At 72.0% G+C, this 12,173-nt stretch carries 8 protein-coding genes; 5 read left to right on the top strand and 3 right to left on the bottom strand.

Annotated features, from left to right (window positions below; translation table 11 throughout):
• Positions 1-640: 640 nt before the first annotated feature.
• Positions 641-1,768 carry a fatty acid desaturase family protein gene (locus tag CCN44_RS18770; RefSeq protein ID WP_079080850.1) on the top strand — a complete coding sequence of 376 codons (1,128 nt, stop codon included), beginning with the start codon at positions 641-643 and terminating at the stop codon, positions 1,766-1,768.
• A 44-nt stretch (positions 1,769-1,812) separates the two neighbouring features.
• Here the strand turns inward: CCN44_RS18770 and msrA are convergent, their stop codons facing one another.
• Positions 1,813-2,334 (bottom strand): peptide-methionine (S)-S-oxide reductase MsrA, encoded by a 522-nt coding sequence (gene msrA / locus CCN44_RS18765; protein ID WP_059247658.1) that lies wholly within the window; start codon positions 2,332-2,334, stop codon positions 1,813-1,815.
• Positions 2,335-2,601: 267 nt separating this feature from the next.
• Here msrA and CCN44_RS18760 point away from each other — a divergent pair, with 267 nt between their 5' ends.
• Entirely contained in the window at positions 2,602-4,617 is a 2,016-nt protein-coding gene (locus tag CCN44_RS18760; RefSeq protein WP_414820506.1) for a galactose-binding domain-containing protein, read from the top strand.
• A 142-nt stretch (positions 4,618-4,759) separates the two neighbouring features.
• Here CCN44_RS18760 and CCN44_RS18755 read toward each other — a convergent pair whose 3' ends face one another.
• Positions 4,760-5,971 carry a S8 family peptidase gene (locus CCN44_RS18755; RefSeq protein ID WP_086698330.1) on the bottom strand — a complete coding sequence of 404 codons (1,212 nt, stop codon included), beginning with the start codon at positions 5,969-5,971 and terminating at the stop codon, positions 4,760-4,762.
• Between the two features lie 664 nt (positions 5,972-6,635).
• Between CCN44_RS18755 and CCN44_RS18750 the strand changes: the two genes are divergently transcribed.
• Positions 6,636-7,376, top strand: a complete 741-nt coding sequence (locus CCN44_RS18750; RefSeq protein ID WP_059247660.1) for a class I SAM-dependent methyltransferase — start codon at positions 6,636-6,638, stop codon at positions 7,374-7,376.
• A gap of 42 nt (positions 7,377-7,418) precedes the next feature.
• Here the strand turns inward: CCN44_RS18750 and CCN44_RS18745 are convergent, their stop codons facing one another.
• Positions 7,419-9,518 (bottom strand): SpoIIE family protein phosphatase, encoded by a 2,100-nt coding sequence (locus tag CCN44_RS18745; protein ID WP_086698329.1) that lies wholly within the window; start codon positions 9,516-9,518, stop codon positions 7,419-7,421.
• 238 nt (positions 9,519-9,756) lie between these two features.
• On the opposite strand from CCN44_RS18745, the gene CCN44_RS18740 reads away from it, so the two are divergent.
• Together CCN44_RS18740 and CCN44_RS18735 are read left to right on the top strand one after the other, a co-directional pair.
• Entirely contained in the window at positions 9,757-10,761 is a 1,005-nt protein-coding gene (locus tag CCN44_RS18740) for a cyclase family protein (RefSeq protein ID WP_059247662.1), read from the top strand.
• An 88-nt stretch (positions 10,762-10,849) separates the two neighbouring features.
• Positions 10,850-12,173 (top strand): sigma-54-dependent transcriptional regulator family protein (locus CCN44_RS18735; RefSeq protein ID WP_462509654.1); only part of this gene is annotated, 1,324 nt, incomplete at its 3' end.

Raw genomic sequence — 12,173 nt, 5'->3', positions numbered from 1 at the left:
TCCCGATGCCGGGGGCCGCGGCGCGGAGGGCGGCTGCCACGGGGGGGACCGCCTCGGCCGGTGGACACGGAGGACGGGCCAGGAGCAGGCGCCGCTGTTCCTGGCCCGTCCTCCGCACACCGGCAGGGCCCGCACGGCGGGGCCGGCGCCCGGACGAGCGCCGCCGGGATCCCCCGGGCCGCCCGCGACCGGCTCGCCCCTCCCCCGTACGCGCCGGCGCCCCGCACGGGCGCGGCGATCCGCCGGGACACGGCCGTGCACGTTTGGCCCCCGCTGGTCCGCCGCCCCGGGATGGGCGGACCGGCGCCTTCGAGAGGCGCCCTCGCGGGGTATACGGAACCTACGCCTCAGCCAGCCCCGACGAAAGACCCGGGCGCGTGGTCCAGGTCACATCACGCGGTGCCACAGCGCCCGCGCGCTCGCCGTTTCGGCCACCCCCGTTGCGCGGCCCGCCCCCGGCACGGCAAGAGCCGCCGCACCGCGCACACCGCGGTGACGGCAGAGGCGCAGAGCGAGGGAAGCCGCAGGTGCGGGCCCCGGTGGCGGGGGAAAACCCCCGAGCGCGGGTGGGGCCGGCCGCGTCCGCATACGGTGGCTGGCAGGCTTCTTCGGACCGTACGGTCATCTCCAGGATGTCCGTATGACGATCTCTCCCGATGTCCCCGTCACGACCCACCGCTCCGCCGCCGACGCGGACCCGCCGCACCCCGCCGCCGACGCGGACCCGTGGCGCCCCGCCACCGAGGCGGACCCGTCACGCCGCGGCGCCGGCAGTGACTTCGCGCGGCTGTCGCAACGGATCACCGAGGCCGGCCTGCTGAAGCGGCGCCCCGGCTACTACACGGTGCGGCTCGGTCTCGTGGTCGGGGCGTTCGCCGCCGGCTGGGGAGTCTTCTTCGCCCTCGGCGACACCTGGTGGCAGCTGGCCGTGGCCGCCTTTCTGGCCCTGGTGTTCGGGCAGGTCGCCCTGGTGGCGCACGATCTGGCGCACCGGCAGGTGTTCCGCAGGCGCCGGCACAGCGAGATCGGAGGGCGGCTGTTCGGCAATCTCGGCATCGGCATGAGCTACGGGTGGTGGATGAACAAGCACACCCGCCACCACGCCCATCCCAACCACGAGGAACTCGACCCCGATGTCGCCCCGGACATCCTGGTGTGGTCCACCGACCAGGCCCGCGCCAGTCGGGGCCTGGCCCGCCTCCTCGGGGGGCATCAGGCGCTGCTGTTCTTCCCGTTGCTGACCCTGGAGGGCTTCAACCTGCACGTCGCGAGCGTGCGGGCGCTGCGCTCACCGTTCATGAAGAACCGGCTGCTGGAGGGCGCGCTGCTCCTGCTGCACGTCGCCGCTCTGCTCTCCGCCCTGTTCCTGGTGCTCTCCCCGGGCAAGGCGGTGGCGTTCCTCGCCGTGAACCAGTGCCTGTTCGGCGTCTACCTGGGCTGCACTTTCGCGCCCAACCACAAGGGCATGCCGACGCTCACCGGTGAGCAGCGGCTCGACTTCCTGCGACGCCAGGTCCTGACGTCCCGCAACGTGCGCGGCGGCTGGTTCACCGACGTACTGCTGGGCGGGCTCAACTACCAGATCGAGCACCACCTGTTCCCGAGCATGCCCACGGTGCATCTGCGCCGGGCCCAGGTGATCGTGCGGCAGTACTGCGCCGAGATCGGGGTGCCGTACCACGAGACCGGTCTGATCCGGTCGTACCGCGAGGCGCTGACGCACCTGCACCGCGTGGGAGAGCCGATCCGGCGGCAGCGCCGCAAGTGAGCGGCGGGCGGGCCGTGCCCGGCCCGCCCGCGCGGTGGTGTGCTTCAGCTGGCCGGGGACGAGGCCCGGCGCGGCAGCTTCCAGTTCGGCCGCGGGAAGTGGCAGGTGTAGCCGTCCGGATAGCGTTCCAGGTAGTCCTGGTGCTCCGGCTCGGCCTCCCAGAAGTCGCCCACGGGTTCGACCTCGGTGACCACCTTGCCCGGCCACAGGCCGCTCGCCTCGACGTCCGCGATGGTGTCCAGGGCGACGCGGTGCTGCTCTTCGTCGGTGTAGAAGATGGCCGACCGGTAGCTGCGCCCGATGTCGTTGCCCTGGCGGTCCTTCGTGGTCGGGTCGTGGATCTGGAAGAAGAACTCCAGGATGTCGCGGTAGCTGGTGACCGCGGGATCGAAGAGGATCTCGATGGCCTCCGCGTGGTCGCCGTGGTTGCGGTAGGTGGCGTTCGGCGTGTCACCGCCGCTGTACCCGACGCGGGTGGACACCACGCCCGGCTGCCTGCGGATCAGGTCCTGCATGCCCCAGAAACAACCGCCTGCCAGTACGGCTCGCTCGGTTTCCGATGTCATCGGTCGCTCCTCACGTTCGAGCCGCTGTCCGGCGCGGTCGTCTACGTACGGTTCTCACGTCCGTCCAGCTTATTACTACGCACGGGTAACCATCGAACCGATCCCGGGGCCCGAGTCTTGACTCGGACGGCGGCACTGGCGATTCTCATGGCGCACAGTTTACGCAGACATGACAAATGGAATATCGCCTACCGAGGGACGTGGGCCGTGGCCATGACCAGCCGCCCGTACAGTCGCCCGTACCGCCGACGCACAGACGTCGTCCTCATGCCGCTGCTCCTCCTCGTCCTGGCCGTCGTGCTCGGACCCACCCCGAGCGCGGCGGCCGGGAACGACTGGTGGGTGCCGAGCGCACGGCCGGCCCCGGACTCCGGGATCGGCGTCACCGGCGAGCCGTTCACGGGCACCGGCGCCGACGGCGAGGTGCGCGGGTTCGTCGACGCCCACGACCACCTGTTCTCGAACGAGGCCTTCGGCGGCCGGCTCATCTGCGGCAGGGTCTTCTCCGAGGCCGGGATCGCCGACGCCCTCAAGGACTGCCCGGAGCACTACCCCGACGGCTCGCTGGCCGTCTTCGACTTCATCACCAAGGGCGGCGACGGCAGGCACGACCCCGTCGGCTGGCCCACGTTCAAGGACTGGCCGGCGCACGACTCGCTGACCCACCAGCAGAACTACTACGCGTGGGTGGAACGGGCCTGGCGCGGCGGCCAGCGGGTGCTCGTCAACGACCTCGTCACCAACGGCGTGATCTGCTCCGTGTACTTCTTCAAGGACCGCGGCTGCGACGAGATGACGTCCATCCGGCTCCAGGCGAAGCTGACGTACGACCTCCAGGCGTACGTCGACAGGATGTACGGCGGCCCGGGCAAGGGCTGGTTCCGGATCGTCACCGACAGCGCCCAGGCCCGTGACGTCATCGAGCAGGGCAAGCTGGCCGTCGTCCTGGGGGTGGAGACCTCCGAGCCCTTCGGGTGCAAGCAGATCCTGGACGTCCCGCAGTGCGACCGGAAGGACATCGACGCCGGCCTGGACGAGCTGTACGCGCTGGGCGTGCGCAGCATGTTCCTGTGCCACAAGTTCGACAACGCGCTGTGCGGTGTCCGCTTCGACTCGGGCACCCTCGGGACGGCCATCAACGTCGGCCAGTTCCTGTCGACCGGCACCTTCTGGAAGACCGAGAAGTGCACCGGCCCGCAGCACGACAACCCGATCGGCTCGGCCGCGGCGCCCGGCGCCGAGGCGAAACTCCCGGCGGGAGTGCGGGTCCCCGCGTACGACGCCGACGCGCGGTGCAACGTCCGCGGGCTGACCGACCTCGGTGAGTACGCCGTGCGCGGCATGATGCAACGCAAGATGATGCTGGAGATCGACCACATGAGCGTCAAGGCCGCCGGCCGCGCGCTCGACATCTTCGAGGCCGGCTCCTACCCCGGCGTGCTCTCCTCGCACAGCTGGATGGACCTCAACTGGACCGAGCGGGTCTACGGCCTCGGCGGCTTCATCGCCCAGTACATGCACGGCTCCGAGGGGTTCGTGGCCGAGGCGAACCGCACCAAGGCGCTGCGGGACAAGTACGACGTGGGCTACGGCTACGGCACGGACATGAACGGCGTCGGCGGCTGGCCGGGCCCCCGCGGTGCCGACGCGCCGAACAAGGTCACCTACCCCTTCCGCAGCGCCGACGGCGGCTCCCTCGTCGACCGGCAGACCACCGGTGAGCGCACCTGGGACCTGAACACCGACGGAGCCGCGCACTACGGCCTGGTCCCGGACTGGATCGAGGACATCAGGCTCGTCGGCGGCCAGGAGGTGGTGAACGACCTCTTCCGGGGCGCCGAGTCCTACCTCGACACCTGGGGAGCGACCGAGCGCCACCGGGCGGGCGCCAACCTCGCCGAGGGGGCGTCGGCCACGGCCAGTTCGACCGAGTGGAACCCGTTCACCAGCTATGCGCCGAGCCGTGCGGTGGACGGCAGGCGGGACACCCGCTGGGCCGGCGACTGGAGCGACGACCAGTGGCTGCGCATCGACCTGGGCTCCACCCACCGGGTCGGGCGGGTCACGCTCGACTGGGAGCGGGCGTACGGGAAAGCGTACCGCATCCAGCTCTCCACGGACGGCGCGAGCTGGCAGACGGTCTGGTCGACCAGCACCGGCGACGGCGGCCTCGACACCGCGCGGTTCACCGGCACACCGGCGCGCTACGTCCGTGTCCTGGGCACGGAGCGGGGCACCGGGTGGGGGTACTCGCTGTACGAGGTCGGCGTGCACAGCACCTGACACACCCCCGGATACGCGACGAGCGACGGCGATTGGGCTGGCTCACGCCGGGAACCCGCCACCGGGCTGCTCCCATGAAGCGGCCCGGCGGTGCCGCCGTCCTACACACGGCGGCACCGCCGGGCTCCACTGTCCCGGAGGACTACTCGGCCACCTTCAGCAGCTTGTTGGGCGTTCCGCCGCTCGGGTTGGTGATCTTGTCGCTGGTGGCCGCTCCGGTGAGCGCGGCGGCCACCTCAGCGGGGGTGGCGTCCGGGTGCCCGGCCAGGTAGACGGCGGCGGCTCCGGTGACGTGGGGGGTCGCCATGGAGGTGCCGGAGATCGTCTTGGTCCCCTGGTCGCTGTCGTTCCAGTCGGAGGTGATGTCCGAGCCCGGCGCGTACAGGTCCACGACCTTGCCGAAGTTGGAGAAGTCCGACTGGGCGTCGTCCTTGGTGCTGGAGGCGACGGTGAGGGCCTCGGGCACCCGGGCCGGCGATCCCTGCCCCGCGTCCGCCGACTCGTTTCCGGCGGCGACCGCGAAGGTGACACCCGAGGCGATGGCCTTCGCGACCGCCTCGTCGAGGGCGGGGTCGGCGCCGCCGCCGAGGCTCATGTTGGCCACCGAGGGACCCTGGTGGTTCTTGGTCACCCAGTCGATGCCGGCGACGACCTGCTCGGTGGTGCCGGAGCCGTTGTCGTCGAGCACACGGACCGCGACGATCTTGGCCTTCTTGGCCACACCGTGGGCGGCACCGGCGATGGTTCCCGCCACGTGGGTGCCGTGGCCGTTGCCGTCGTCGGCCGTGTCGTCGTTGTCGACGGCGTCGAACCCGGAGGTGGCGCGGCCCTCGAAGTCCTTGTGGCTGACGCGTACGCCGGTGTCGATGACGTACGCGGTCACCCCCTCCCCGGCCTTGTCCGGGTAGGTGTACTTGCCGTCGCCGGCCGTGTCCTTCTGGTCGACGCGGTCCAGGCCCCAGGACGGCGGCTTGTCCTGGGTGGCATTGATGTGGAACTTCTTGTTCTGGACCACCGTGGACACCGCGGGGTCGGCCGCGAGGCGCTTGGCCTCCGTCTCGGTGAGACTGGTGGCGGAGAAGCCGTTGACCGCCGAGCCGTAGGTCCGGCTGAGCTTGCCGCCGTACTCGGTGGCCAGGTCCCGCTTCTCGGCCGACGAGGCCTTCTGGTCGAGCAGGACGATGTAGCTGCCGGCCACGGCTCCTTCGGCGTTCAGACCGTGGACCGTGCCCTCCGCGGGCTGTCCCGCCTGGGCGACGGGGGACACGGCGAAGGCGGTGCCGATGACGGTTGCGGCTGCCGCGATCGCGGTGGCGGTCTTGGCCTTGCCTATGCGTTTGTGTTGCGCCGTCAAGAGGGGTCTCCTCGTGAAGTGGGGGGATTGCGTTCGAACGGCAGCGCTGCGCGTGCTCTGGAGCGTGCCGACTTGTCGCGAGCAGATCAATCCCTTGATGTGCTCCTGACAGCCTGCGGATGATCGATCTCCACAGGATTCACGCACATCCGAGGCAACCGAAGCGCAAACGTGCAGCCCTTCACGCTGGTTGAAACACCAAGGAACGCCCTCGAATTATCCGTGCCGATTTCTTCACCGTCTGCTCACGTTCGGCGGGTCCGGCCGGTCGCCCGCCCCTGGGGACGCCCGTCGGCCAGGCCTCCCGAGGGGTCGCGGTCCACGGTCGCCCTTCAGGGCGCCGCCGATGTGGGTGGTGGAGCCGGGGGGCCGGCGGGCGGACGACTGCGACCGCGCTCGGTCGGCTCGGGAGAAGTCGCCCGTGCCGGTGACGGCACGCGTGGCTGATGCGACAGAGAAACGGGGCCCGGGACCGACGGCTTCTGGAGGATCCGCCGATAGGTCGGTGCGAGCGGAACTGGATAAAGTTCCAGCGATCTGACAGCCGGTCAATCACTCGGGCGGCCGGCGCCTCACCGAAAATTCCGCCGCACATCGCGGAGAAGGAAAGGGACTTGCTCATGACGAGGAATTCGGAAATCGCGTCGATATCGGCAGGTGCACGATGAGCGCGCAGTTGTACGACGAGATCGGCGAGGCCTTCGAGGGCTTCAAGTCCCTGCCGCTTGCGCATTACGCGGAGGTACCCGGATTCCTGGCCATGGTCGGGGACGTGCGCGGCAGGTCGGTGCTCGACCTGGCCTCCGGCACCGGCTTCTACAGCAGGGAGTTCAAGCGGCGCGGCGCCACGGAGGTGCTCGGGATCGACATCTCCGGTGAAATGGTGGCCGTGGCCCGGCAGTTCGAGCAGGCCGCTCCGCTGGGCGTGCGCTACGAGGTCGGCGATGTGTCCGACCTGCGGCCTCTCGGCCGGCGCTTCGACATCGCCACGGCGGTCCAGCTGCTCAACTACGCGGAGGACATCGCCGCGACGGAGCGGATGTGCCAGGCCGTGCACCGCAGCCTGGTGCCGGGCGGCGAGTTCTTCGTGCTCGCCCAGTCACCCGACTACCGCTTCGACGGGCCGCCGCTGGACAAATACGGCTTCCGCTGCGAGCCGACCGGAGAAGAGGCCGAGACGGGGCCGCGCGTACGGATCACGGCGCTGCTCGACCCGCCGATCGAGTTCGTCACCACCTGCCCGCGCCGCGAGGTCTACGAAAAGTGCCTGCGGGCGGCCGGATTCGGTGAGGTGACCTGGGTCCCCCTTGAGGTGTCCGACGCCGGTGTGCGCGCATTCGGCGCCGATTTCTGGGCGGACTTCCTCGCCAATCCGCCGCTGGAAATGCTGCGCTGCCGCGCCTGACGACCGACCGGAGAACCGAGTCGGTTCCGCCCCCGGAATCGCTCAGGGCTGGGCTCGGGCGATGAGGAGAGCGACGTCGTCGTCACCGCCGGGCGGGCGGAGGATCTTCAGGATGCGGTCGCAGGTCTCCTCCAGATCGTGGCCGCGCGTCGCGGCGAGGGCGTCCAGCAGGGCGTCCAGGCGGGCGTCGATGGATTCGCTCCGGGTCTCGACCAGGCCGTCGGTGTAGAGGACGAGTTCGTCGCCGGGCCGGAAGGGAATGGTGGTGGCCTCGAAGGGCACCCCGCCGACGCCCAGCGGGGCGCCGGTGGGGAGGTCGAGCAGCCGGGCCGCCTGGCCGGGGCGCATCAGGGCCGGGGGCAGGTGGCCGGCCAGGCAGATCTCGCACTGGCCCAGCCCGGGGTCGTAGACGCAGTAGATGCAGGTGGTGATGGTCTGCTCGACGCCCTCGGTCAGGTGATCGAGGTGCCGCAGGGCCTCGGCGGGCGGGAGGGCGAGTTCCGCGAACGCCCGGGCCGCGCTGCGCAGTTGGCCCATGGAAGCGGCGGCGGTGATCCCGCTGCCCATGACGTCCCCGACGACCAGGGCGGTCTTGTCGTCCTGGAGCGGAATGGCGTCGTACCAGTCCCCGCCGATCTCGCTCGTGGCGCCGGCCGGCTGGTAGCGGCAGGCGACCTCCAGGCCGGGCACGTGCGACGGGGGCTCGGGAAGCAGGCTGCGCTGGAGCGTGAGGGCCGCGTGCCGCTGGGCCTGGTATCCGCGGGCGTTGTCGATGCAGACGGCGGCGCGAGCGGCCAGCTCCCAGGCGAGGAAGGCGTCGTCGTCGTCGAACGGCGCGGGGTTGCGGGTGCGTTTGAGGTCGAGGGCGCCGAGGACCTCGCCCCGGGCGACGAGCGGTACGGCCAGGTAGGAGTGCACGCCGGCCGCCGCGAGCCGGGAGGCGGCCTCGCTGTGCCGGGCGATGCGCCCCAGGTCCTGCCGGGTGGTGTGGGGCAGCAGAACCGGTTGCCGGGTCCGCACGCACTGGGTGATCAGCCGGTCGCTGTCGTAGGTGGCGAGCCCCCCTGGCGGGTCGGCCGCACGGACCGCCTCGGTGGCGTGGGCCGCGCTCACGGCGAGGGCGCGGAAGCGGGCCGGGCCCTCGTGCGGCGCGATCCGGCCGTCGAGCGCGCTGTCGAGGACGTCGACGGCCGCCACGTCGGCCAGCACCGGCACCACGACGTCCGCCAGCTCGCACGCCGTCGTCACCAGATCGAGGGTGGTGCCCACGGAGGCGGAGGCCTTGGCGATCAGGGCCAGCCGTTGCCGGGCCCGGGTCGCTTCCGCCGCGGCACGGTGACGCTCGGTGACGTCGATGACGGAGTAGGCCAGGCCCAGCACGCGCCCGGCGGAGTCCTCCAGCCGGTAGTACGAGACGGACCAGGCGTGGTCGTGGTCGGGGTCGCCGGGAGGGCGGCACACGATGTTCCGCTCCACGACCGACTCCCCCGTCTCCAGGACCCGGCGCAGACGTGCCTCGGGGTCGGTGTCCAGGTAGGTCAGGACCTCGCCGACCGGCCGGCCGAGACGGTCGGCGGCGGACTGCCCGGTGATGCGTTCGAGGGCGGGGTTCACGGCCACGTACCGCAGGTCCGCGTCGAGGATCGCCAGCCCGATCGGAGACTGGGACACCAGCCGCATGGCCAGGGCGGCGTCCCGCTCGACCCGCTCCACGGCCGCCTGGTCCGCGGCGAGCCCCAGGACGTAGGTGTCCCCGAGGTCGTCCAGCAGCCGCATGTTGCGGAACTCCACCATGCGGGTGCTGCCGTCCTTGCGCCGGATCGGGAAGGCCCCGGCCCAGTCGGTGCCGAACTCCATGACCTCGGCGAACAGCTTGATCACCGCGTCCCGGTGCTCCTCGTGGACCATCAGCGGAGCCGCGTAGCGGCCCAGCGCCTCCGCCGCGGTGTAGCCGAACAGTTCCTCGGCCTTCGGGCTCCAGAAGACCACCTGGCCGTCCGCGTTCAGCACCACCGCGGCGACGCTCAGGAGATCGAGCAGGCCACTGGGCGGCGCGGCGGGGCCGGGCGCCGACCGGGCGCCGCCTGCTCGGCGGGAGGCCGACCGGTCGTCGCCTGCTCGGGAGGAGTCCGTCGTGCCCATGCCTCATCTTCCCTCCCGCTCGGCGTCATGGCTCGTGCCGTAACCGGGCGTTCTTCTCATCCATGGTCGTCCCAGACCGAGGCTGTACACACCTGGACCGACTGGTGGACACAGTGGCCCACCGGGGGTGAGCGCGCGGCTACGGCGCGGAGGCCGGGTTGAGCGGTGCGGCCACTGTGCCAAGCTGGAGCCGGTCACGAGCGCCACGGTGAGTGCACCGGAAGAACGGTGAGTGCAGATGACGTCCACGTCGCCCGATGCCCCCCGTCCCGGACCGGATGCCCCCGGCCCCGGTCCAGCCGATCCCGGTGCAGCCGTCGCCGGCAACGGGCCCGCCGTCTCGCGCCGGGAGTTCGACGCGCTCTTCGAGGCGCTCCGCACCTGGGGGCGCTGGACCCCGGCCGATCGCGGTGCCTGGAACCGTGTGACCGCGGACCATGTGCGGCGGGCCGTGGCCGGAGTGCGCTCCGGTGTGGTCGTGCCGTTGGCGCTGCCCTGGAACACCCGGCCCGGCCCCGACAACCCGAGGCCCGCTCTGCACCACATGACCGATCTCGGTGACGTGGAGCCCCCGGAGCCCTCCGCCCACAAGGACTTCATCGGCGCCGACTACCACGGCAAGGGCGTCACGCACCTCGACGCGCTGTGCCACATCGCCTACCGGGGGCAGCTCTACGACGGCCGGACGGCCGGTGACGTCGTCGGCGCGGCGGGGGCCCGCTTCGCGGCGGTGTCGACGCTCGGGCCGCTCGTCACGCGGGGCGTGCTCCTCGACCTCCCCGCCGTCCTCGGGATCCGCTGGCTGGAGCCGGGACGGGCGGTGCACGCCGGCGACATCACCGCCGCGGAGAGGGCGCTCGACGTGACGATCGGCGAGGGCGACGCGGTGCTCCTGCGGTCGGGGCAGGTGCGCCGCCGCACGGAGCGGGGCGCCTGGGACCCCGACACGGCGAGCGCGGGCTTCCACGTGGACGCCCTGCCGCTGCTGGCCGAGCGCGGTGTCGCCCTGCTCGGCGGGGACGGCGACAGCGATGTACGGCCCTCGCCCGTGGCGGGTGTGCATGCGCCGGTCCATGTGCTGGCCATGACCGCGATGGGGGTCCCGCTGCTGGACAACCTCGATCTGGAGGCCCTGTCCGCCGCCGCGGCGGAGGCCGGGCGGTATGAGTTCCTGCTGGTCGTGGCGCCGTTGAAGGTACCGGGCGGGACGGGTTCGCCCGTCAACCCGGTGGCGGTCCTGTGACCGCCGGACCCCTTCGGCCGTGACCCATGCACTGTATGTCCGTATTCTCATCTATGTCAGACTGTTTCCGAAAAGCTGACTATCGCGAATGAGGCGAAGCGTGGTTCGGTTCGGCGGGGCAGCGACGCCGACGGGGCGTGCGACGGGCGGCACAGGGCCCGTCCTTTCGCGCGAGCGGTTTCTGGAGGGCGGTCCGGTCGACGCGGGCGTGCGTGCGCCCATCTCCCATTCCTGGCAGCGCTGCCGGTCCCTGGGGCTCTCGCCGGACCGGTCCGACCTCCCCTTCCGGGAGGACTTCGACACGGAAGCACGGATCGTCCGCGCGGCCGTCCCGGTGCTCGACCGGCTGCAGTACACGTTCGCCGGCACGCCGATGAACATCTGCGTCGCGGACGCGAGCGGCACGGTCCTGCTGCGCCGTTTCGGTGAGGCCTCCATGGCCGGCAGCCTCCCGGCGATCCAGCGCGTGCCGGGATTCGTCTTCGCCGAGCGGTTCGCGGGGACCAACGGCATCGGTCTCGCCCTGGCGGAGCGGCAGCTCATCCGTGTCTACGGTGCCGAGCACTTCGCCGAGCGCGCCCAGCAGAGCGCCTGCCGCGCGCTCCCGGTCCGCGACCCGCTCAGCGGCCGTATCGAGGGCGTCCTGTGCCTCGGCTATCCCCGCAGCCTCGACGACCCCGCGCTGGCCACCGTGATCCGCAAGGCGGCGCGCGCCATCGAACGGCGCCTGCTCCGCCACAGCTCCGCACGCGAGCGCGCCCTGCTGCGGGCGTATCTGGAGACCGAGGCCGAGGCCGCCGTCGGCCGCCACCACACCGTCGGACTGGACGAACTGGCCCTCGGGCAGCGCCCCGACGACCGGACGCTGCTGCTGGAGAAGGCCACCGAACTGCTCTCCTGCGCGCAGCGGGCCGCCGTCCACGTCCGCCTGTCCGACGGCCGGCGGGTCACGCTGCTGAGCCGTCCGATGACGAGTGCCGACGGCGTGGAGGGCCTGGCCGTCGAGGCCGTCCTGCCCGGCCCCGCACCGCGGCGCCCCCTCATCACCCCACGGCAGATCGACGCCCTGCCGGGCTTCCCCGACGAACCCGCCGAACCCGCGGCCGCCGACCGCGCCGCCCGTGTCGTCCTGCCCTCGGGCGCCGCCGCCCTCGCCGCGCCCGCCCGGGTCGCCACGGACGGCGAGGCCGGCGGGAGCGGCCTCGGGGTCCCCCGCGTCCCGGCGGAGGACGTCACCGCGCCCCCGCCGAGAGGGCTGCTGCTCGTGGGCGAGCCGGAGGTGGCGCGGCACGCCCTCGCCGCACGCCGCCGCCTGGAGCTGCTGTCCGAGGCAAGTACGCGCATCGGCACCACCCTGGACGTGCGCCGCACCGCCCGGGAACTGGCGGAGACGGCGGTGCGGCGCACGTCCA

It is taken from the genome of Streptomyces tricolor, assembly GCF_002155905.1.
Lineage (GTDB): Bacteria > Actinomycetota > Actinomycetes > Streptomycetales > Streptomycetaceae > Streptomyces > Streptomyces tricolor.
Note: the sequence above shows the minus strand (reverse complement) of the source record. Positions and strands in the feature narration are given on the sequence as shown.